This window comes from Streptomyces sp. NPDC001393 (assembly GCF_053597455.1).
The window spans coordinates 56,271-78,137 of record NZ_JBSFIH010000005.1 but is presented as its reverse complement, the minus strand read 5'-3'; the positions used below and the strand labels follow the sequence as shown (position 1 = coordinate 78,137).

The following is a 21,867-nucleotide window of genomic DNA, read 5'->3' as shown; positions in this document are numbered from 1 at the left end:
CGCGATCACAAGGTGACTTTTTGCGATGTTTCACGTGGAACCAGCCGGGCCACATTTCTCCCATGACCGTCCGACCCGTGGTCAAGCGCACCGCCCGTGCCGTCCTTCTCGATGGTGACGACCTGATCCTGATCAAGCGCACCAAGCCGGGTGTCGATCCCTACTGGGTCACTCCCGGTGGCGGGGTCGAGCCCGGGGATCCGACCGTCGTGGATGCTCTGCACCGGGAGGTGTCCGAGGAACTCGGCGCCAAGATCACCGATGTGGTGCCGTGCTTCGTGGACACCGTCGAGCACATCGGCGAGGACGGCGGCGCCACCGGCGTGAAGGTGCAGCACTTCTTCGTCTGCCGACTGGAGTCCATGGACCCGACCCGGCGGCATGGCCCCGAAGTGGACGAGCCGGCCGGCGAGTACGAGATCGTCCGCGTCCCCTTCACTCGGGTCGGCATCGCCTCCGTCCACCTGGTCCCGCTGTCGCTGCGCCACTATCTGGACGGCAACATCGAGGGAGTGCGCGCCATGCACGCTCCCGACCTCGGTTAGCGTGCTCAATTCCCGACGACGAGCAGTTCCTCCACCGAGTCATGACGTATGCGGCTCGACGGGACGCCGATGTCCCGGAGCGCGTCGATGCCGCTGCGGATCATTCCGGGCGGGCCCGAGAGATAGGCGTCGTACTCGTTCCAGGGGCCGTAGTCGCGCAGGGCATCGGGGAGCCGGATGTGGGCCCGCTGGTCGATGACCGCCCGGACTGCCAGCCAGGGGTGGCTCTGCTGGAGCCGAAGCATGGTGTCGATGTCGTAGAGGTCGTGGTCGGTGCGGGCGCCGTAGAACACCTCGACAGACCGACGCGCTCCGTGCTCGGCGACGTCCTCCACCAGGGCCTTGATGGGCGCTATGCCGGTGCCGCCGCCCAGACAGAGCAATCCGCTGTCGGTCGTGTGGTCGACGGTCATGGAGCCGGCCGGCGGCCCGAGGCGTATGACATCTCCGGGCCGGGCGCGGTGCACCAGCGCGTTGGAGACCCAGCCGGCCGGTACGGCCTTCACATGGAACGTCAGCAGGCCGTCCGAACGGGGTGCGGAAGCGAACGAGTAGTGCCGCCATACCCGTGGCCACCAGGGCGTCTCCACGCTCGTGTACTGGCCTGCGAGGAACGGATAGGGCTGGTCGGGGCGAACGGTGAGGATCGCGATGTCCGGGGTTCTGAGGTCGTGGGTGACGATCTCGGCCTGCCACCAGGCCGGAGAGCGCAGTTCGTCCGCCGCCGCGGCATCGATCATGACCTGGGAGATCGTCGTGTACGCCCGCACCCAGGCCGCCTCCGTCTCCGGGCTCCAGACGGTGGCGGCGTACTTGCTCAATGCGCCGATCAGGCACTCCCCGACGGCTGGATAGTGCTCGGGCCGGGTCCCGTACTTGCGGTGTCCACGGCCCAGGTTCTCCAGATAGTCGACGAGGACCGCGGTGTTGTCCAGGTGCTCGGCCGCGGTGAGCAACGCCTTCAGCAGGCGCTCCCGCTGCATGTCCATCGCGGCCGGGAACAGCGCCCGCAGCTCGGGATGGCGAACGAAAAGCAGGGCGTAGAAGTAGGAGGTGACCTTGTCGGCGATCGGGCCTACCTCGGCCATCGTGCGACGTATGAGGACGGCGTCCGCGGACCCCTCCTGGACGGCCGGCGCCGACCGTTGGGGCGGCACACGCTCCGGGCTGTCGGGCGGCGGAGCCGATGGTGCCGTGCTCGGCGTGAACCAGCCGGTCTCGCCCGACATGCCGTTCTCCCCCGACGTGGTGGTCGGAGCGTCCATGGTGTGCCTCGCCTCGAACGTCTTGCGGTCGGTCTGCGCACCTTCTCCCGGAGAAGGTGCATGCTTTCCCCCGGCGGGCGGCCTGACGTAGCGCCCCGCAGCGTTGCATCCCGATCGGATGCCGCGGTCGTATACCCGGAAAACGCGGGTCTCGCGCTCTCCGTCCCGTTAGGCTGCTTGCCCTGCTCTCGGCCCGCACGGGACATGTGGACTCCATCCCGGACGTGAACCGAACCCGACCCTACCGGCCGTCGCCGCGCACACAAGTCCCCCCTTCCTTCCTCACGCATCGGGCAAAGGTGCGAACCACCAGGTCCGACAACTACCGGGCAGGACGAATCAATTCATAGGCATCCCACAGATCCCGCCCTGTGTAGGAGTGCGTCGCGAGTCCTGCCAGGTGGGCGTCCGCATTGACCGCCACGGAAACCGGTAGGACAGCAAACAGATCCTTGTCCGACAGCGAGTCGCCGTAGGCCACACAGTCCGCTCGCGCGACACCGAACTCCTTGCAGAGCCGGTCCGCGATGGTCACCTTGGCCGCCGCACTGAGCACGCCGGACGGGTCCACGGGCTCGGTGAACGGAACGGCCGGGAAGCGAGATCCATGCGCCGCATGAGCGCCCCAGTCGAGAAGGCGTTCCACGAAGAAGGAGGGCGAGAGCGACACCACCGCGCAGTAGTCGCCCGCACCTCTGATCTCCGCCCAGACCTCACGGATGCGGGCCAGCCAGGGAGCCCCCTCGAATGCGGCGATGACGTGCGCCTCGGTCAGATCGGACCACAGCTCGTACACCTGCGCCGCGTACTCCGGCGGACCGATCCGCCCCTCAGCTATGGCCCGGTCCAGCGCTGCGGTCTCCTCTTCGAGGCCCAACTGGCGGGAAATCTCCATGGGAGCCGTACTGCCGTGCAGCAATGTGCCGTCAAGATCGAAGAGATGAAGTCTCGCCATGGCCCCCGAGGCTAACCGGCTGCCCATGTTTCACGTGAAACACTTCCTGCTGTCCACAGGGTGTGCATAAGGCCACGACATGACCAAAAGCACGTGTGTCCGCAGGGAAACGGGTGGACGTCGAAGGCGCCGGTCGGACAGCCTGACCTGCGTGCCGACTCCTTCCCTCGCCGCTCTGCCCATCCGCCGTCTGACGCTCCGCGACCTCACCGCCTGCGCCGACTTGTCCGAGGACCGGGGGTGGCCACGCGAGGAACACAAGTGGGGATTCCTCCTCACCGCCGGGAAGGGCCTAGGTATCGACGACCCTCAGGGTGGTCTCGCCGCCGCATGCGTCGTCACGGAGTACGGCCCGTGGGGCCGCCCGGATCTCGGCGCCGTCGGCATGGTCCTGGTAGCCGGACGCCATGCCCGCCAGGGCGTCGGGCGCCGCTTGATGCGCCATGTCGTGTCGACCATGGGGACCACTCCACTCACCCTTCACGCCACGCCCAACGGCCGTCCCCTGTACGAGGAACTGGGCTTCAAGGTGACGGGCCAGGCGGAGATGCTGAGGGGCCGCTTCACTCCCGGCCGGATGGAATCCGGCGTGTTCACCCGTGCCGCCGCCGCGGAGGATCTGCCCGCGATCCTGCGTCTCGACGAGGAGGTGTTCGGCGCCGACCGCACTCCCCTGATCACCCGCCTGCCCGCCTTCGCCGACCAATTGCGGGTGGCCGAGTCGGAAGGCCGGATCGTCGGCTACGCGGCGGCGTGGCCCAACATGGACACCCATGTCGTCGGTCCCCTGGTGGCCCAGGACACCAAGACCGCCAAGGCCCTGATCAGCTCGCTGGCGGCCCACACGGACCGTCCCCTGCGCACGGACATCGATGTGCGCCACGAGGAGCTGCTGACATGGGCGAAGGCGCGTGGGCTCGCCTCCGTGGCCTTCAACACCGTGATGACGTACGGCATCACTGATCTTCCGGGGGACTGGACCCGTCGGTTCGCACCGCTGACCGTGGCCGCGGGCTGAGCCGTCGTACGACGAACGCCGGTCCTGCCACGTCGTGCGGCGAGACCGGCGTTGTCCCTGCGGTCGCGGCTCAGGCCAGCGCCCGCACCGCCGCGGTGGCGAAGCCGTGGTCCTGCTCCGGCGAACCCCCGCCGACGCCGATCGCACCGACCGGGCGTCCGTCCCGGTGGACGGGCACTCCGCCCGCGATGAACAGCAGGGGCCGGTCGAGGGCCGTGGGCAGCGTGTGGAAGGGGCCGCCCGGCTGCACGGCGTCGACCAGGTCGGCCGTGGAGGTGTTGAGCTGGAGTGCCGTATACGCCTTGCGGGTGCTGGTCTCGCCGGAGATCAGGACGGCCCGGTCGTCCCGGCGGAAGGCGAGCAGGTGGCCACCCGCGTCCAAGACGGTGATGCTGACGGTGACCCCGGCCTCCTCGGCCGCGCGGCGGGCCGCATCGACGAGCAGTTCGGCGTCCTCGATGGACAGCGGGGCGACGACGGTGGTGCTCATGAGGTTCTCTCCTCGGGTGTTGCTGAGAGGGGGTGCTTGCCGTGCCAAGGGTGTGGGCCCCGCACAGAGGTCTTCGGGATGTGGGGTGATGCCCTGTGACGCGAAGGACTCAGTGGTGGACCGGCGTCTGCCGGCCGGCGGGCGCCCCGGTGGCGACCACGGTGCCGCGGGCGCCGTCGCGGCGCTCCAGCGCCGCCGACAGGACGGCGAGGACCAGGGCGGCCACGGCGAGGGCGGCGCCGACCCAGTTGGGGGCCGTGTAACCGAAGCCGGCCGCGATCACGATGCCGCCGAGCCAGGCGGACAACGCGTTACCCAGGTTGAAGGCGCCGATGTTCACGGCCGACGCCAGCGTCGGGGCACCGTGCGCCTGATCGAGCACGCGCTTCTGCAGCGGCGGCACGGTCGCGAAGCCCAGAGCGCCGATCAAGGCGATGGTCACGGCTGCCGCGATCTTGTTGTGCGCGGTGAGCGTGAAGAACGCCAGGACAAGGGCCAGGGCACCCAGTGACACGTACAGCATGGGCATCAGGGCGCGGTCGGCGAACCTGCCGCCGATGAGGTTGCCGCCGACCATGCCGAGGCCGAACAGGACCAGCAGCCAGGTCACCGAGCCGTCGGCGAAACCCGCGATGTGGGTCATCATCGGCGCGATGTAGGTGATGGCCGCGAAGACGCCGCCGAAGCCGAGGACAGTCATCGCCATGGCCAGCAGGACCTGGGCGTTCTTGAAGGCGGCCAGTTCGTGCCGCAGGTGCACACCCTCGGGCCTCGGCATCTCGGGCACCAGCTTGGCGATACCGACGAGGCCGACGAGCCCGAGGGCCGCGACGATGCCGAAGGTGACACGCCAGCCGATGTGCTGGCCGATGAGCGTGCCCAGCGGGACGCCGACGACATTGGCGACGGTCAGGCCGGTGAACATCATGGCGATGGCGCCGGCCTTCTTGTGGGGCGCCACCAGCTCGGCCGCCACCACGGAGCCGATACCGAAGAAGGCACCGTGCGCGAGCGAGGCGACCACGCGTCCGATCAGCATGATCGCGAAGGTGGGGGCGACCGCGGAGAGCAGGTTTCCGGCGATGAAGAGGCCCATCAGCAGCATCAGCATGCGCTTGCGCGAGACCTTGGTTCCGAGCACGGTCATCAGCGGCGCGCCGACGACCACACCGAGCGCGTAGCCCGTCACGAGCAGGCCCGCCGTGGGGATGGAGACCCCGAAGTCGCCCGCGACCTCGGGCAGCAAGCCCATGATCACGAATTCGGTCGTTCCTATTCCGAAGGCCCCGATCGCGAGGGCCAGGAGCGCGAGAGGCATGGAGGGGTACACCTTCCAGACGATTGCATATGCGCTGTACGCGCGCCAACAATAGTTGCAGACGCGGGCTAAGTGCAACCGCGCACTATTGCAGGCTTGCCCTACCCTGGATGCAGCCGCTCCGGGACGGAGGAACAACGCCAATGACAGCGACGGATCCCGCGCTCACTGCCCTCGCCCAGGGCTGGTGCGCCCTCTCTGCCCTGCATGGAAGGATCGAGGCGCACATCGAGCGCGCCCTGCAGGCGAAACACGATCTGAGCGTGCGCGAGTACTCACTACTCGATGTGCTGAGCCGCCAGCACGACGGCGAAGGGGGTCATCTGCAGATGAAGCAGGTCGCCGACGCGGTCGTCCTCAGTCAGAGCGCCACCACACGCCTGGTGACCCGGCTGGAGGACCGCGGCCTGCTCGAGCGCTACCTGTGCCCCACCGACCGGCGCGGCATCTACACCAACGTCACCGAGGCGGGCCTGCGACTACTGGAGGAGGCGCGCCCTACCAATGACGCTGCCCTGCGCGAAGCCTTGGACGAGGCCTCCAGGAACACCGAACTGGCCCCACTGGTACGGGTCGTGGAGTCGTTGAACGCACCGGCATAGGGTGCATGCATGGGAGATCTTGACATAAGGCCTGCGACCGCCGACGACCTTCCGGCGATCGTCGCGATGCTCGCCGACGATCCGCTCGGCGCCCAGCGCGAGTCCCCGGACGACATGACCCCGTACCGGGTCGCGCTGGGACGCCTGGAGGCCGACCCGAACCAGCACCTCGTCGTCGCCGTCCGCGAAGGCCGCGTGATCGGGACGCTCCAGCTCACGCTCGTTCCGGGGCTCTCCCACAAGGGAGCGACCCGCGCACTCATCGAGGCCGTCCGTATCCACGCGGCTGAACGAGGCAGTGGGTTGGGCAGTCTGCTGATCCAGTGGGCGATCGACACCGCCCGCCGGCTGGAGTGCCGGATGGTGCAGCTGACGTCCGACAAGACGCGCACCGACGCCCACCGCTTCTACGAACGTCTCGGGTTCAACGCCACACACGAGGGCTTCAAGCTGCTGCTGTGACAGCGGCGCCGGACCAGAGACACCACAGGGGTGTGTTTCACGTGAAACACACCCCTGCGCCGTGGAGGGCTAGCCGATACCCCGCCAGCCCTCCAGGTCCACGCCACCCGGGACCGGCGCCTCAGGGTCGTACGGCTGCCGCGTGAACACGAACGAGCCGAGGTCGAGATGGCTCAGGGATCCGTCCGTGCGCCGCACCGGCCGCAGCAACTCTCCGGCGAAATAGCCCTCGAGACCCGTCCAGGTGCCGTCACCGTTGGAGCGGAGGCGGGAGCGCCGGCCGCTGCCGGCCAGCGGACCGAGCGCGAGAAGGCCGTTGGCGGTCACCCGAAGAGCGAAGGCACTGGTCCCCCAGTACCACTGCCCCGCCAGTTCCAGGACCGCCGGATCGACCTCGCTCAGTGGCCGCCAGGGCTCCGGGATCCGCGGTTCCGCCTCGGCGACGATCCGCACCAGGTCGGCGCCCACCGCTCCCAGCAGGGGCCCACTGGTGCAGTTGGCGAGCACCACCGCGGCCACGTCGTCCTCCACGCTGAGAGTGAGGTTCGCCAGGAATCCCGGCAGCGAACCCGAGTGGCCGACCAGGAGCCGGCCGTCACGGCGCTGGATCTGCAGACCGAGTCCGTACGTGGCCCCGTCCAGCAGGTCCGCCCCCTCGGCGGGCGCCGCGGGCGTGCGCATCTCCCGCACCGACTCCACGCTCAGGACCCGGTCGTCACCCGCCGCCAGAAACGTGGCGAACCGCGCCAGGTCCCCCGTGGTCGACCAGAGCTGGCCGGCCGGTGCCATCCTGCCCAAGTCCTCCAGCGGCTCCGGCAGCATCGCGTCCGCCCACGGATGCACGGCCCACCCGCCGGCATGCGGAGCCTGCGGCTGCGTGCTTGTACGGTGCAGTCCGAGCGGCTCGAGGATCTCGCTGCGCAGTGCCTCCTCCCAGGGAGCGCCTCGCAGTTCCTCCACCAGCGCACCGAGCACGGTGTAGCCGGGGTTGGAGTAGTGATGCCGTCGGCCGACGGGGTGCAGAAGGGGCTGCTCGCCGAGTACATCGCTCAGTTCCGGGCGCAGGGTGCCCGGCGTCCGTTCCCACCAGGGCCCGGGCGACTCTGCCGCCAACCCCGCGGTGTGCGCAAGCAGTTCGGCGATCGTCGCCTCGCCCGCGCCGGTGCCGGGCAAGTGCTTCTCCAGTGGGTCACCGAGGTCGAGCAGGCCCTCGTCGCGCAGCCGCATCACCAGGACGGCGGTGAAGGTCTTGGTGATGGACCCGATTCTGTACTGCACGTTCTCGTCCGGCCCGTGCCCGTCCACCGAGGTCCGCGCCCCGTGCCACACGGCCTGTCCGCCGCGCACCACGGTCGCGACCAGCGACGGCGCCCGCCCTTCGGCCTGGGCGACGGCGATCCGGTGCAGCAGGGCACGGCGCGTTCCGGGGAGCAGCTCTTCCTGAGATGACGTCATGCGCCCAGTTCATCCGCTGAGACGGCAGACGTCGAGTTCATTTGGCCGAGCGGAAGCCGTCCTGCCCGGGCCGGCTTCCGGATCAGGTCTGAGCCATGTCCACGAAGCGGGAGTAGTGCCCCTGGAAGGCAACCGTGATGGTGGCCGTGGGGCCGTTACGGTGCTTGGCCACGATCAGATCGGCCTCGCCCGCGCGGGGGGACTCCTTCTCGTAGGCGTCCTCGCGGTGCAGCAGGATGACCATGTCGGCGTCCTGCTCGATGGAGCCCGACTCACGCAGGTCGGAGACCATCGGCTTCTTGTCCGTGCGCTGCTCGGGGCCACGGTTGAGCTGGGAGAGCGCGATGACCGGGATCTCCAGCTCCTTGGCGAGCAGCTTGAGGTTCCGGGACATGTCCGAGACCTCCTGCTGACGGCTCTCGGCGCGCTTGGAGCCGCCGGACTGCATCAGCTGGAGGTAGTCGATGACGACCAGCTTCAGGTCGTTGCGCTGCTTCAGGCGCCTGCACTTGGCGCGGATCTCCATCATCGACAGATTGGGGGAGTCGTCGATGTAGAGCGGCGCGTTCGTGACGTCCGGCATGCGGCGGGCGAGCCGGGTCCAGTCCTCGTCGGTCATCGTGCCGGACCGCATGTGGTGCAGGGCGACCCGGGCCTCGGCGGACAGCAGACGCATCGCGATCTCGTTGCGGCCCATCTCGAGGGAGAAGATGACGCTCGGCAGGTTGTGCTTGATCGACGCGGCCCGTGCGAAGTCCAGTGCGAGCGTCGACTTACCCATCGCGGGTCGGGCGGCGATGACGATCATCTGGCCCGGGTGCAGACCGTTCGTCAGCGAGTCGAAGTCGGTGAAGCCGGTGGGCACACCGGTCATCTCACCGCTGCGCGAGCCGATCGCCTCGATCTCGTCGAGAGCGCCCTCCATGATGTCGCCGAGCGGCAGATAGTCCTCACTGGTGCGCTGCTCGGTGACGGCGTAGATCTCGGCCTGGGCGCGGTTGACAATCTCGTCCACATCGCCGTCGGCCGCGTATCCCATCTGCGTGATGCGCGTGCCCGCTTCGACCAAGCGGCGCAGCACCGCCCGCTCATGGACGATCTCCGCGTAGTACTCGGCGTTGGCCGCCGTCGGCACGGTCTGGACGAGACTGTGCAGATACGCGGCCCCGCCCACCTTGTTGATCTCGCCGCGCTTGGTGAGTTCGGCGGCGATGGTGATCGGGTCGGCCGGCTCGCCCTTGGCGTAGACGTCCAGGATCGCCTGGTAGATCGTCTCGTGCGCGGGCTTGTAGAAGTCGTGGCCCTTGAGGATCTCCACGACGTCGGCGATGGCGTCCTTGGACAGCAGCATGCCGCCCAGCACCGACTGTTCGGCGTCCAGGTCCTGCGGCGGCACCCGCTCGAAGGAGGTTCCCCCCTCGTCCCAGGAAGCGTTTTCCCGGCCCCGGTCGTGCTGTTCGTCACGGCCCCGGCCGCCGCCACCGGATCGACGGGAGGCCGGCAGACGATCACTGGGTCCGGCATCGGCCCACGGGTCGTCCAAGGGCTCGGAAATGCTCACCGAGCCACCTCCTCCCGTCCGCACGGCGGACCTCGCCGTGTCCTCTGTTGTACGGCACGACACTGACAAATGAGAGGCCCAACTCCGGTTCCGACGCGTCGGCTTTGTGCCGATTCCCCGGCCGAGGAAGGGATGCTTTCGGGGCCGAGGAAAAGGAGTGGGCGCCGGACAACGGTAGGCCCGTCGGCACCGTCAGCCAATCTGGTTATCCACAGGCCATGTGGACGACGGCCCCGATGCTGTGGAGAACTCGCCGAAACCTGTGCACGACCCGGTGGACAGCCCTGTGAACAAGCCCTCGCCACCGCTCACAAGATCGTGTTGACCTGCACCTTTACCGTCCACCGGCTGTGCAGAAGAAAAACTTCCCTGGTCGGGCCAAGTTCGCTTCGAACGGTGCGCGAAAGGACACACCGCCAGAGGGGAGGTAAGGGGCAGTCACACATTGCATCACTTACCTGTGGACGATTAGATTAGTGCTCATGACACAGGCTCCAGCGATGCCCCAGGCCATCCGACGACGGCACGACAAGGAGATCGTCGCGCTGGCCGTCCCCGCCTTCGGCGCACTCGTCGCCGAGCCGCTCTTCGTCATGGCGGACAGTGCCATCGTGGGGCATCTCGGAACCGCCCAACTCGCCGGTCTCGGTGTCGCCTCAGCCTTGCTCACCACCGCGGTGAGCGTCTTCGTCTTTCTCGCCTACGCCACCACCGCGGCCGTGGCCCGGCGCGTCGGCGCCGGCGATCTGCAAGCCGCAATCCGCCAAGGCATGGACGGCATCTGGCTGGCACTGCTGCTCGGCATCGCCGTCATCGCCGTCGTCCTTCCGCTGGCCCCCGGCATCGTGGATCTCTTCGGTGCCTCCACGACTGCGGCCCCCTACGCCACGACGTATCTGCGCATCTCCTCGCTGGGCATCCCGGCCATGCTGATCGTCCTCGCCGCGACCGGAGTGCTCCGCGGACTGCAGAACACCAGAACCCCGCTCCATGTCGCCGTCGCGGGCTTCGTCACCAACGGCGCCCTCAATGCGGGACTCGTCTACGGCGCCGGGCTCGGCATCGCCGGTTCGGCCTGGGGCACGGTCATCGCCCAGTGCGGCATGGCGGCCGTCTATCTGACCGTGGTCGTACGGGGAGCGCGTCGGCACGGAGCTTCACTACGCCCGGACGCCGCCGGAATCCGAGCCTCGGCGCAGGCAGGCGTTCCACTCCTGGTCCGCACGCTGTCCCTGCGGGCGATCCTGATGATCGCGACGGCGGTCGCGGCGCATCTGGGCGACGCCGACATCGCTGCCCACCAGATCATCCTGTCCCTGTGGAGTCTGCTGGCCTTCGCTCTCGACGCCATAGCGATCGCGGGACAGGCCATCATCGGACGCTACCTCGGTGCGAACCACGCCCAAGGAGCGCATGAGGCCTGCCGTCGCATGGTCCAGTGGGGCGTCTCGACCGGTGTGCTCCTCGGTCTGCTCGTGGTGGCCGCCCGTCCGCTGTTCCTGCCACTGTTCACCAACGACCCGGTGGTCAAGGACGCGGCGCTGCCCGCACTGCTGATGGTGGCGCTCTCGCAACCCGTCTGCGGGATCGTCTTCGTGCTGGACGGAGTCCTCGTGGGCGCCGGCGACGGGCCGTACCTGGCCGGTGCCATGGTCGTCACCCTCGCGGTGTTCGCTCCGGTCGCCCTGCTCGTCCCCACCCTCGGCGGCGGTCTCACCGCGTTGTGGGCTGCGATGACGCTGATGATGACCATCCGCATGCTGACCCTGTGGCTGCGCACGCGCTCGGGTCGCTGGATCGTCACGGGCGCCACCCGCTGAACGGTATGGGCACCCCCACTGCACGAGTACCACCCACGGAAGGGATCGGCAGGGTCACACCGTCCCGGTTTCACGTGAAACATGCCGCACCCTACGCGCAGAGCATTCCGGCACCGCACACGAAGAGGGGCCGCCCCGCAAGGGACGGCCCCTCTCTCAGCTGCTCAAGCCGAGCGCAGCGTTACGCCGCGACAACCTCGATGTTGACCTTGGCGGCAACCTCGGGGTGCAGACGCACGGACGTCTCGTGGGCGCCCAGGGTCTTGATCGGCGCAACGAGCTCGATGCGGCGCTTGTCGACCTCGGGACCACCGGCGGCCTTGATCGCCGAGGCGATGTCGGCCGGGGTGACGGAACCGAAAAGACGGCCGGCGTCGCCGGAGCGAACGGCCAGACGGACCTTCACGCCCTCGAGCTGGGCCTTGACAGCGTTGGCCTGCTCGATGGTCTGGATCTCGTGGATCTTGCGGGCGCGGCGGATCTGCTCGACGTCCTTCTCGCCACCCTTGGTCCAGCGGATAGCGAACTTCCGCGGGATCAGGTAGTTGCGAGCGTAGCCGTCCTTGACGTCGACGACGTCGCCAGCGGCGCCGAGGCCGGAGACCTCGTGGGTGAGGATGATCTTCATGAGTCGGTCACCCTTCCCTTAGCGCGCGGTGGACGTGTAGGGCAGCAGCGCCATCTCACGGCTGTTCTTCACGGCCGTGGCGACGTCACGCTGGTGCTGCGTGCAGTTGCCGGTCACGCGGCGGGCACGGATCTTGCCGCGGTCGGAAATGAACTTCCGCAGCATGTTCGTGTCCTTGTAGTCCACGTACGTGACCTTGTCCTTGCAGAAAGCGCAGACCTTCTTCTTCGGCTTGCGCACAGGCGGCTTCGCCATGGTGTTTCTCCTGTGTGATCAAGAAGTTTGGGGTACGGCCCGCCCTTGGTCCGAGGACCTAGAAGGGGGGCTCGTCCGAGTAGCCGCCACCGCCGCCGGAGCCACCGCCCCAGCCGCCGCCACCCTGGTTGCCACCGGCGGGAGCGCCGGTCGCCCACGGGTCGTCGGCCGGAGCGCCGCCGCCCTGCTGGCCGCCACCGGGGCCTGAGCCCCAGCCGCCGCCCTGCTGGGCACCACCGCCGCCGTAACCGCCCTGGCCACCGCGAGCGCCACCGGCGGTCTTGGTGACCTTGGCCGTGGCGTTGCGCAGGCTGGGGCCGACTTCCTCGACGTCCAGCTCGTAGACCGTGCGCTTGACGCCCTCACGGTCCTCGTAGGACCGCTGCTTCAGCCGGCCCTGCACGATGACGCGCATGCCTCGCTGGAGCGACTCGGCGACGTTCTCCGCCGCCTGACGCCAGACCGAGCAGGTCAGGAAGAGGCTCTCGCCGTCCTTCCACTCGTTCGTCTGGCGGTCGAAGGTGCGGGGAGTGGACGCGACGCGGAACTTCGCGACCGCCGCACCGGACGGGGTGAAGCGCAGCTCGGGGTCGTCGACAAGATTGCCGATGACCGTGATGACGGTCTCGCCTGCCATGGGGAACCTCTCGGCGGGTTTGCTCTGGCTGCTTGCTTGCTACTCGAATCCCGAGATCAGCTGAGCGGAAGGGCTCAGTGGGTCTCGGGGCGGAGGACCTTGGTCCGGAGGACCGACTCGTTCAGGTTCATCTGGCGGTCGAGCTCCTTGACGACCGCAGGCTCGGCCTGCAGGTCGATGACCGAGTAGATGCCCTCGGGCTTCTTCTTGATCTCGTAGGCGAGACGACGACGGCCCCAGGTGTCGACCTTCTCAACCTTGCCGCCACCGTCACGGACGACGGACAGGAAGTTCTCGATCAGCGGGGAGACCGCACGCTCCTCGAGATCGGGGTCGAGGATGACCATCACCTCGTAGTGACGCATGTGGAACCCACCTCCTTTGGACTCAGCGGCCACGGTCGTTCCGTGGCAGGAGGGTTGTGATGCGTACGCAACGGTATCGGCCGCCACTGACAATCGGGGGCCTCTGAGGGATCCCGCAGTGTTACCTGGGCAGGCATGGGCAGACACCAGTGCAGACGGTACAGACTACCCGCACACCCGCTTCCGGTTGAAATCCGCCCGTGAGGGCCGTCACCCTGTACACGTCGGGTGTGTACGGCGCTACTGTGCGCCGCCTTCCGCAGGAGGTGCTCATGGCACAGGCATTGCATCCCAACGTCGCCGGTTCGCTCTTCGCCACGGACGGCAAGCGCCGTCCGCTCCAGGACGCCCTGATGGGGGTCACGCTCGTCCTCGGCGTCATCTCCTTCATCACGTCCTTCTTCCACGGCCTGCACCTGCTGTCCTCCTGGACGGGGCTGGTGGGCCTTGTCATCGGCATCTACGGACAGTGGATCTCGGTGACCACGCGGGAGCGCTTCGGGCTCGTGGTGGGTATGGGCGCCTCGGGAGTCGGCTTCCTCATCAGCATGGCGAACGGCGGACTGTTCGGCGGCCTCTTCTAAGCCGTACGCCCGGTCGGGGCGCTCGCACGGCGCAGTAGGCTTCGGCGCGAGAGCCGGAGCCCCTGTACCCATGGGGACACACCAGCCCGAGGAGCGCCCCGACATGAGCCTGACCCTGAGGACCATCAGCCGCGAGCAACATCTGGCCTACATCCAGAGCCTGCCGGCGGCGAGCCACATGCAGGTCCCGGCCTGGGCCGATGTGAAGGCGGAGTGGCGTTCGGAGAACCTCGGCTGGTTCGACGAGCGCACCGGCGAGCTGGTCGGCGTGGGCCTGGTCCTCTACCGCCAGCTGCCCAAGATCAAGCGCTACCTCGCCTATCTCCCCGAGGGCCCGGTCATCAACTGGTTCGCGCCGAACCTGGACGACTGGATCCAGCCGATGCTGGCGCACCTGAAGCAGCAGGGTGCCTTCTCCGTGAAGATGGGCCCGCCGGTGATCATCCGGCGCTGGAACGCGGAGACCATCAAGAAGGGCATCCAGGACCAGGACGTCAAGCGTCTGCGTGACCTGGAGGCCGACTTCATCGAGCCGCGCGCCTTCGAGGTGGCGGACAAGCTGCGCCGTATGGGCTGGCAGCAGGGCGAGGACGGCGGTGCCGGCTTCGGTGACGTGCAGCCCCGCTACGTCTTCCAGGTTCCGCTAGCGAACCGTTCCCTGGAAGAGGTCCACAAGAACTTCAACCAGCTGTGGCGGCGCAACATCAAGAAGGCCGAGAAGGCCGGCGTCGAGGTCGTACAGGGCGGTTACCAGGACCTGGCCGAGTGGCAGCGGCTGTACGAGATCACCGCTGTGCGCGACCACTTCCGGCCCCGCCCGCTGTCGTACTTCCAGCGCATGTGGACGGCCCTCAACACCGAGGACCCGAACCGGATGCGGCTGTACTTCGCCCGCCACAACGGCGTGAACCTGTCCGCGGCGACGATGCTGATCGTCGGCGGGCACGTCTGGTACTCCTACGGCGCCTCCGACAACATCGGCCGTGAGGTCCGGCCCTCGAACGCGATGCAGTGGCGGATGCTGCGCGACGCCTACGCGCTCGGCGGCACCGTCTACGACCTGCGCGGCATCTCCGACTCGCTGGACGAGACGGACCACCTCTTCGGCCTGATCCAGTTCAAGGTCGGCACCGGCGGTCAGGCCGCGGAGTACCTCGGTGAATGGGACTTCCCGCTCAACAAGCTGCTCCACAAGGCGCTCGACATCTACATGTCGCGACGCTGAGCCGCGGGCGTTTGATTCCATAGGCTTCACAGCGTTCACCCCTCTGACACACCGCAGCCACGAGAAAGGTTCCGGGTCCGGCCATGGCGCTCACGCTCTACGTCGACACCGCGCGCTGGCGGGCGCACCACAAGCACGTGCACGAGCAGTTCCCGGGCCTAGTCCCGGTCTGCAAGGGCAACGGCTACGGCTTCGGGCACGAACGGCTGGCGGAGGAGGCCACGCGACTGGGCGCGGACCTGCTCGCCGTCGGCACGACCTACGAGGCCGCGCGTATCAAGGACTTCTTCGGCGGTGACCTGCTGGTGCTGACGCCGTACCGGCGCGGCGAGGAGCCCGTGCCGCTGCCCGACCGGGTGGTGCGCTCGGTGTCATCGGTCGACGGCGTGTACGGCCTCGTCGGCGCACGCGTCGTCATCGAGGTGATGTCCTCGATGAAGCGGCACGGCATCAGCGAGCAGGACCTGCCCCAGCTGCACCAGGCCATAGAGAACGTCCGGCTGGAGGGTTTCGCCATCCATCTGCCGCTGGACCGCACCGACGGCTCGGACGCCGTCGAGGAGGTCATCGGCTGGATGGACCGGCTGCGTGCGGCCCGACTGCCGCTGCACACGATGTTCGTCAGCCACCTCAAGGCCGATGAACTCATCCGGCTCCAGCAGCAGTTCCCGCAGACCCGGTTCCGCGCCCGCATCGGCACGCGGCTGTGGCTGGGGGACCACGAGGCCACCGAGTACCGCGGTGCCGTCCTGGACGTCACGCGTGTAGCCAAGGGCGACCGGTTCGGCTACCGGCAGCAGAAGGCGGCCTCCGACGGCTATCTGGTGGTCGTGGCGGGCGGCACGTCCCACGGCGTGGGCCTGGAGGCCCCGAAGGCCCTGCACGGCGTCATGCCGCGCGCCAAGGGCGTTGCACGGGCCGGCCTCGCCACGGTCAACCGGAACCTTTCTCCCTTCGTGTGGGGCGGCAAGCAGCGCTGGTTCGCCGAGCCGCCGCACATGCAGGTGTCGATCCTGTTCGTCCCCTCGGACGCCCCGGAACCGAAGGTCGGCGACGAACTGGTGGCCCATCTGCGGCACACCACCACGCAGTTCGACCGCCTCGTGGACCGCTGAGCCCGGCCAGGACAGCGCCCGGCCCAGGACAGCGAGAAGGCCGTACACGCTCCCCGCGTGTACGGCCTTCTTCATGCCTCTCCGACGATGCGTTCGCTCACAGCGAACGGCCCCCGGAGGACGGCCGCTCCGGCATCCCCCAGTCCACCTGAGGTCCTTCGAAGTGGGCGGCATGCCGCGGCGGATGAGCTGCCGCGCCGAGCACGAAGACGTCCCGCGCGCCGTCGAGCACACCGCCCGAGGGGTCGTCATCACCCGATCGGCGCACCATGTCCCGCTCCGGCAGGAGGATGTCCCGTACGACGACGGCGCACAGGTAGAGCGTGCCCACCAGGTGCAGCACGATCGACCAGTGGTAGCCGAGCGTCGGCAGCCCCTTGTGGGCGTCGCCGCTGGTGGTGTAGGCGAGGTACATCCAGATGCCCAGGAAGTACGCCACCTCGCAGGCCTGCCAGATCAGGAAGTCGCGCCACTTGGGCCGGGCGAGGGCCGCCAGCGGCACCAGCCACAGGACATACTGCGGGGAGTAGACCTTGTTGGTGAGGATGAAGGCCGCCACCAACAGAAAGGCCAGCTGGGCGAAGCGTGGTCGGCGTGGCGCGGTGAACGTGAGCGCGGCGATGCCGAGGAAGGCGAGCACCACCAGCACCATCGCGGCGGCGTTCACAAAGCCCGTGGAGGGCGGGTTGCTGGAGTTCTGCGCCCAGATCAGCCAGAACGAGCCGAAGTCGACGCCTCGTTCCTGGCTGAACGTGTAGAACTTCGACCAGCCCTGGAAGGCGAAGACCATCACCGGCAGGTTCACCACGACCCAGGCGATCACTGTGCCGCCCACGGCCTGGGCGTACTCCCGCCACTTTCCGGCCCGCCAGCACAACACGAGCAGCGGGCCCAGCAGGAACACGGGGTAGAGCTTGGCGGCCGTGGCAAGGCCCAGGAGGACGCCGAAGGCAACGGGACGGCTCCTGGACCACATCAGCATCGCGGCGGCCGTGAGCGCCACCGCCAGCAGGTCCCAGTTGATGGTCGCGGTGAGCATGAAGGCGGGCGCCAGGGCGACCAGCAGGCCGTCCCAGGGGCGTCGACGGTGCGTGCGGGCCACGCAGACGGCGATGACGGCCGCGCACACCAGCAGCATCCCGGCGTTGACGAACCAGTACCACTGCTCCTGGTACTGGATGGTGCCACTGTGTGGGGTCAGCCAGGACGCCACCTCCATGAACACGCCGGTCAGTACCGGGTATTCGAGGTAGCCCATGCCGCCGGACATGTCGTCCGGAAGTCTGTCGAAGTACGGCACGAGGTGGTCGGCGAACCCACGGCCCTGGTAGAGGTGCGGGATGTCCGAGTAGCAGGCCTTCGTGTACTGACTGCTCGCGCCGAAGAACCAGGCGCTGTGGTAGCAGGGCGCCTTCTGGACCAGGCCGAGGGCGAACATGCCGATCGCCACGAGCGCGACAACCCGGACGGGGGTCCACCAGGAGGTCCCGAGCAGGGCGCGTCGCCCCAGGGGACCGCCGATCAGCTCACTGCCGGCCCGGGCGATCTCGTCCTCACTGGTCGGCTGCACCACCTCTGCCGTGGCGGGCCGCGCGGACTCGGGTTCGTGCATGCTCACGGGCGTCATCTCTGCACTGGGCATGGGCCACATCCTGCCGTACCTGTCTAGGAAAACACCGAGGGCCGCCGCACCTGGTGGGTGCGACGGCCCATGTTTCACGTGAAACACGCTTGGCGGTCTTCGGCCGCCAGTCGGTCAGGCGCGGTGGCTAGCCGGCCGGACCGCCGAAAATGCCTCCGTTGCCGTTGCCCCGGGTGTTGCCTCCGGTCCCGGATGTATCCGTGACGGTGGGCGTCGGCGAGGTGCCACCGTCGGTGCCACCCGTGTCCGTGCCTCCGGTGGTGTTGCACTTCCAGCTCCAGCCGTTGCAGGTCTGGCTCGCCGACGGCGAGGGCGACGTGGACGGCGCGCTGGCCGACGGGCTCGGCGACGGGCTCGTCGTCTGGCTCTGGCTGGCCGAAGGGGTTGGCGTCGGGCTCGGGTCGGCGTTGAGCACCTTGCCGATGGGCTGCGGAGCCGGGAAGTTCACGACCGGCGTATTGGCCAGGGCCTCGGCCATGTAGTCGTGCCAGATCTCGGCCGGGAACGAGGCACCATGGATCTTCTCCTGGCCACCCGTTCCGTACATCTCCAGGAACGTCCGGTTCTTGTTCTTCGCGTTGTCGTCCAAGCGGAACATGCTGATCGCGGTGGACAGCTGCGGGGTGTAGCCGACGAACCACGCGGACTTGTTGCCGTCCGTGGTACCCGTCTTACCGGCGACGTCGCGGCCGGGGAGCTGGGCCTTGGTGCCGGTGCCCTTGTCGACCACGGTCTTCAGCACGTCGGTCACGTTGTCGGCGACCTGCGGGGTGAACGCCTCGGTGGACTTGTCCTGGTGCGTGAAGATCACGCCGTCCTTGTCGCTCACCTTCACGACGGAGTACGGATCACGCTGCTGACCGCTGGCCGCGAACGTGCCGTACGCGGAGGCCATGCGAATGGCGCTGGGGTCCGACGTACCGATCGAGAAGGACGGGTAGTTGGCGCTGGCGAGGCTGCCCTTGAGAATGCCGGCGTCCATGGCACTCTGCTGGACCTTGTCCAGCCCCACGTCCATGCCGAGCTGGACGTAGGCGGAGTTGACCGAGTACTGCATCGCCTCGCGGAGGTCGATCTTGTAGTCCGGCGCCTGCCCGACGGACTCACCGCCGTCGTTGGTCTGCAGCCACTCGTTGCCGTCCTTGTCGGTCCAGACCTTTTTGTTGTACTCCTTGATCTTGAGCTTGTTCTTGCCGCTGTACAGGCTCTTGGGGGAGGCGATCGTCCGCTCGTCCTGGGCCTGTGACTCCGGACCGTCCGGGTTGCGCACGCCCCACTTCATGGCCGCCGCCAGCACGAACGGCTTGAACGTCGAACCCACCTGGGCACCGGTCGAGTCGGCGTTGTCGGTGAAGTGCTTTGTTGCGTCCTCACCGCCGTAGATGGCCTTGATGGCGCCCGAGGTCGGGTCCACGGAAGCCCCGCCGAACTGGACGTAGGTGTCCGTCTTGGGCCGCTGCTTGGGTTTGATGTTCGCCTTCTGGACGTTCTTCACGGCGGCTTCCAGCGCGTTGACCTTCTTCTTGTCGAAGGTCGTGTAGATCTGGTAGCCGCCCTTCTGAAGATCGTCCGCGGTGATGTGCGTCGCCGGGTTGTTGACCAGGTACGCCTTGGCCAGGTCGACGAGATAGCCGATCTGGCCCCCCAGCTGGCCGTTCGCCCGGGGATTCTGGATCTTGGGGAGGGTCGTGTACTTGGCGCGCTCCGCAGGGCTCAGGTGGCCGTACTTGACCATCTTGTCCAAGGTGTCCTGCATCTGTGCCAGGGCCCGCCTGCTGTTGGCCTCCGGAGTCGCGGAGGGGTCGAGGGAGGTCGCACCCGCCGGGTCGTAGTACGTCGCGCCCTTGACCATCGCCGCGAGGAAGGCACACTCACCCGGGTCCAGCTTCGTCGCGTCCTTGTTGAAGTACGCTCGGGACGCGGCCTGGAGCCCGTAAGCCCCGCGGCCGAAGTACGTCGTGTTGAGGTAGCCCTCCATGATCTTGTCCTTGGGGACCTGGGATCCCACCTTGATCGCGACGAAGATCTCCTTGAACTTCCGGGTCAACGTCTGTGCCTGGTCGTTCAGCATCGCGTTCTTGACGTACTGCTGGGTGATGGTCGAGCCACCCTGTGTCTGACCGCCGCGGGCCATGTTCAGGACGGCACGCGCGATACCCTTCGGGTCGATACCGCTGTCGGTCTCGAAGGTCTTGTTCTCCTGCGAGATGACGGCGTAGCGCATCTCCTTGGGGATGCTGGCGTAGCTCATGTTCTGGCGGTTGATCTCACCGCCGGTCGCGACCATCACCGAGCCGTCGGCCCAGTAGAAGACATTGTTCTGTGCCTTGGCGACCGCGGCCTCGTCGGGAACGGTCACCATCGCGTACGCGATGCCCGCCACCGCCACCAGGCTGCCGACGAAGCTGATGAACAGCCCGGAGACGAGCTTCCAGGAGGGCACCCAGCGGCGCCAGCCGTACTTTCCGGCGCGGGGATAGTCGATCAGCCGCTTCCTGCCAGGAGCGGTCGATGCACGCCCTCTGCCGCGCCCGGGACCGGTCGGGCCGCCAGGAGCGCCGCGCCGGCCGCCGGGACCGGCGTTGTCAGCGCCTCTGCGGCGGCTGCCTCTCTGCGCCGCCCGGCGGGCCTCGGCACGGCCGCCGTAGGAACGCTCCTCACCTCCCGGACCGCTGGAACCCGACCCATAGGAACTGGACCCATAGGAGTCGGCTGGCGATCCGGTGGCGCCTCGCGGTGCCGCACGGCGACCGGAGGACGAACCGGACTGGCCGCGTCGGGCCGCGGCACGTCCGCCTCCCTGCGGCTGCGGCGGTTTGCGACGGTGCTCGCTCATCGAACGATTACTCCTCGGGCAGGCGCACCCTTGCGCGCCTGGAACGGCGGCTGGTTTCCGGTCCCCCCGAAGTACGGATGTGGTCGGTCCTGCATTCACCCGTACTGCACCAGGGACGACGACGCTCCCCGGGCGTCACTTGGTTCCCGGTGGATTGCATGCCGCACAGACTACGCACCACCAAAACCCGCCGAGCCCTGAAGTTCACCCCAAACCAGGCAACCCGCACCGTATGAATCGGTGATGTGATCCCGTTCACCACCGCCCCTCTTGTCCCGCGCGGACGGCCGTTCTATCGTCGTGATGTATCGAGTCGATACATCAGCGCGACATAAAGACGCTGAGAGGCACTGCGAGACCCGCATGAGCGATCAGCGGGACCGAGAGGAGGCGACGATGAGCCGACGTTCCGGCATCCTCGAGTTCGCCGTGCTCGGCCTGCTGCGCGAGTCCCCGATGCACGGCTATGAGCTGCGCAAACGACTCAACACGTCCCTGGGTGTGTTCCGGGCGTTCAGCTACGGGACCCTGTATCCCTGTCTCAAGACGCTGGTCGCCAACGGCTGGTTGATCGAGGAACCGGGCAGCACCCACGAGGACGCCGTTTCTCTCGCCGGACGCCGAGCGAAGATCGTGTACCGATTGACGGCAGAAGGTAAGGAGCACTTCGAGCAGCTGCTCTCGCAGACCGGCCCCGACGCGTACGAGGACGAGCACTTCGCCGCACGGTTCGCCTTCTTCGGGCAGACCTCGCGCGATGTGCGCATGCGCGTGCTGGAGGGCCGGCGCAGCCGCCTGGAGGAGCGCCTGGAGAAGATGCGCGCCTCGCTGGCGCGCACCCGGGAGCGCCTCGACGACTACACACTCGAGCTCCAGCGCCACGGGATGGAGTCCGTGGAGCGCGAAGTGCGCTGGCTGAACGAGCTCATCGAGAGCGAGCGGGCCGGGCGGGATCTGAAGGGTTCCGCGTCCGGGGGGTCCGCTCAGCAGGACACCACCACTGGATCGACGGGCGGCCTGCCCCGTCGCGGGGACACCCCTCGCACGGATACGCCCGGCGACACCGCCACGTGAGACCCACTCAGGGCC

21 protein-coding genes are annotated in these 21,867 nt (G+C 68.0%); 9 read left to right on the top strand and 12 right to left on the bottom strand.

Annotation, left to right across the window (positions count from 1 at the left end):
- The first annotated feature begins 62 nt into the window (after window positions 1–62).
- A complete protein-coding gene (locus ACWC2T_RS08585; protein WP_450669663.1) occupies window positions 63–545 on the top strand; it encodes an NUDIX domain-containing protein in 483 nt (160 codons plus the stop codon).
- Between the two features lie 5 nt (window positions 546–550).
- Here the strand turns inward: ACWC2T_RS08585 and ACWC2T_RS08580 are convergent, their stop codons facing one another.
- Both ACWC2T_RS08580 and ACWC2T_RS08575 read right to left on the bottom strand, forming a co-directional pair.
- Complete coding sequence (locus ACWC2T_RS08580; protein WP_450669662.1) at window positions 551–1,810, bottom strand: globin domain-containing protein; 1,260 nt, start codon at window positions 1,808–1,810, stop codon at window positions 551–553.
- Between the two features lie 322 nt (window positions 1,811–2,132).
- Complete coding sequence (locus ACWC2T_RS08575) at window positions 2,133–2,765, bottom strand: HAD family hydrolase (RefSeq protein ID WP_450669661.1); 633 nt, start codon at window positions 2,763–2,765, stop codon at window positions 2,133–2,135.
- A gap of 151 nt (window positions 2,766–2,916) precedes the next feature.
- On the opposite strand from ACWC2T_RS08575, the gene ACWC2T_RS08570 reads away from it, so the two are divergent.
- Window positions 2,917–3,783, top strand: coding sequence for a GNAT family N-acetyltransferase (locus ACWC2T_RS08570; protein ID WP_450669660.1), 867 nt, complete (start codon window positions 2,917–2,919; stop codon window positions 3,781–3,783).
- 70 nt (window positions 3,784–3,853) lie between these two features.
- Here the strand turns inward: ACWC2T_RS08570 and ACWC2T_RS08565 are convergent, their stop codons facing one another.
- Together ACWC2T_RS08565 and ACWC2T_RS08560 are read right to left on the bottom strand one after the other, a co-directional pair.
- A complete protein-coding gene (locus tag ACWC2T_RS08565) occupies window positions 3,854–4,273 on the bottom strand; it encodes a GlcG/HbpS family heme-binding protein (protein ID WP_450669659.1) in 420 nt (139 codons plus the stop codon).
- A 109-nt stretch (window positions 4,274–4,382) separates the two neighbouring features.
- Entirely contained in the window at window positions 4,383–5,591 is a 1,209-nt protein-coding gene (locus ACWC2T_RS08560; protein WP_450669658.1) for an MFS transporter, read from the bottom strand.
- 143 nt (window positions 5,592–5,734) lie between these two features.
- Here ACWC2T_RS08560 and ACWC2T_RS08555 point away from each other — a divergent pair, with 143 nt between their 5' ends.
- Entirely contained in the window at window positions 5,735–6,193 is a 459-nt protein-coding gene (locus ACWC2T_RS08555) for a MarR family winged helix-turn-helix transcriptional regulator (RefSeq protein WP_450669657.1), read from the top strand.
- Between the two features lie 9 nt (window positions 6,194–6,202).
- Window positions 6,203–6,655, top strand: coding sequence for an N-acetyltransferase family protein (locus tag ACWC2T_RS08550; protein ID WP_450669656.1), 453 nt, complete (start codon window positions 6,203–6,205; stop codon window positions 6,653–6,655).
- Between the two features lie 69 nt (window positions 6,656–6,724).
- On the opposite strand, the gene ACWC2T_RS08545 is transcribed toward ACWC2T_RS08550, so the two are convergent.
- Both ACWC2T_RS08545 and dnaB read right to left on the bottom strand, forming a co-directional pair.
- Window positions 6,725–8,110, bottom strand: coding sequence for a serine hydrolase domain-containing protein (locus ACWC2T_RS08545; RefSeq protein WP_450669655.1), 1,386 nt, complete (start codon window positions 8,108–8,110; stop codon window positions 6,725–6,727).
- Between the two features lie 82 nt (window positions 8,111–8,192).
- Window positions 8,193–9,671, bottom strand: a complete 1,479-nt coding sequence (gene dnaB / locus ACWC2T_RS08540) for a replicative DNA helicase (RefSeq protein WP_450669654.1) — start codon at window positions 9,669–9,671, stop codon at window positions 8,193–8,195.
- Window positions 9,672–10,153: 482 nt separating this feature from the next.
- On the opposite strand from dnaB, the gene ACWC2T_RS08535 reads away from it, so the two are divergent.
- On the top strand, window positions 10,154–11,491 hold the full coding sequence (locus ACWC2T_RS08535) for an MATE family efflux transporter (RefSeq protein ID WP_450669653.1): 1,338 nt from the start codon (window positions 10,154–10,156) through the stop codon (window positions 11,489–11,491).
- Window positions 11,492–11,672: 181 nt separating this feature from the next.
- Here the strand turns inward: ACWC2T_RS08535 and rplI are convergent, their stop codons facing one another.
- The 4 genes from rplI to rpsF all read right to left on the bottom strand — a co-directional run bounded on the left by rplI (window position 11,673) and on the right by rpsF (window position 13,376).
- Window positions 11,673–12,119: a 50S ribosomal protein L9 gene (rplI, locus tag ACWC2T_RS08530; RefSeq protein WP_450669652.1), complete on the bottom strand. Its 447-nt coding sequence runs from the start codon at window positions 12,117–12,119 to the stop codon at window positions 11,673–11,675.
- A gap of 18 nt (window positions 12,120–12,137) precedes the next feature.
- A complete protein-coding gene (gene rpsR / locus ACWC2T_RS08525) occupies window positions 12,138–12,374 on the bottom strand; it encodes a 30S ribosomal protein S18 (protein ID WP_003949403.1) in 237 nt (78 codons plus the stop codon).
- 58 nt (window positions 12,375–12,432) lie between these two features.
- A complete protein-coding gene (locus ACWC2T_RS08520) occupies window positions 12,433–13,011 on the bottom strand; it encodes a single-stranded DNA-binding protein (RefSeq protein WP_450669651.1) in 579 nt (192 codons plus the stop codon).
- 74 nt (window positions 13,012–13,085) lie between these two features.
- A complete protein-coding gene (gene rpsF / locus ACWC2T_RS08515) occupies window positions 13,086–13,376 on the bottom strand; it encodes a 30S ribosomal protein S6 (RefSeq protein ID WP_014673750.1) in 291 nt (96 codons plus the stop codon).
- Window positions 13,377–13,648: 272 nt separating this feature from the next.
- Between rpsF and ACWC2T_RS08510 the strand changes: the two genes are divergently transcribed.
- The 3 genes from ACWC2T_RS08510 (at window position 13,649) to ACWC2T_RS08500 (ending at window position 16,300) form a co-directional block, all read left to right on the top strand.
- Complete coding sequence (locus tag ACWC2T_RS08510; RefSeq protein ID WP_450669650.1) at window positions 13,649–13,960, top strand: hypothetical protein; 312 nt, start codon at window positions 13,649–13,651, stop codon at window positions 13,958–13,960.
- Window positions 13,961–14,063: 103 nt separating this feature from the next.
- Window positions 14,064–15,185 (top strand): peptidoglycan bridge formation glycyltransferase FemX, encoded by a 1,122-nt coding sequence (gene femX, locus ACWC2T_RS08505; protein ID WP_450669649.1) that lies wholly within the window; start codon window positions 14,064–14,066, stop codon window positions 15,183–15,185.
- 83 nt (window positions 15,186–15,268) lie between these two features.
- Window positions 15,269–16,300 (top strand): alanine racemase, encoded by a 1,032-nt coding sequence (locus ACWC2T_RS08500; RefSeq protein ID WP_388764258.1) that lies wholly within the window; start codon window positions 15,269–15,271, stop codon window positions 16,298–16,300.
- A gap of 97 nt (window positions 16,301–16,397) precedes the next feature.
- On the opposite strand, the gene ACWC2T_RS08495 is transcribed toward ACWC2T_RS08500, so the two are convergent.
- Both ACWC2T_RS08495 and ACWC2T_RS08490 read right to left on the bottom strand, forming a co-directional pair.
- Window positions 16,398–17,942, bottom strand: a complete 1,545-nt coding sequence (locus tag ACWC2T_RS08495) for a glycosyltransferase family 87 protein (protein WP_450669648.1) — start codon at window positions 17,940–17,942, stop codon at window positions 16,398–16,400.
- 127 nt (window positions 17,943–18,069) lie between these two features.
- Window positions 18,070–20,778: a transglycosylase domain-containing protein gene (locus tag ACWC2T_RS08490; protein ID WP_450669647.1), complete on the bottom strand. Its 2,709-nt coding sequence runs from the start codon at window positions 20,776–20,778 to the stop codon at window positions 18,070–18,072.
- A gap of 396 nt (window positions 20,779–21,174) precedes the next feature.
- Here ACWC2T_RS08490 and ACWC2T_RS08485 point away from each other — a divergent pair, with 396 nt between their 5' ends.
- The gene (locus tag ACWC2T_RS08485; RefSeq protein ID WP_450669646.1) at window positions 21,175–21,852 is read left to right on the top strand and encodes a helix-turn-helix transcriptional regulator; all 678 of its coding nucleotides are present in this window, start codon (window positions 21,175–21,177) and stop codon (window positions 21,850–21,852) included.
- Window positions 21,853–21,867: the final 15 nt, after the last annotated feature.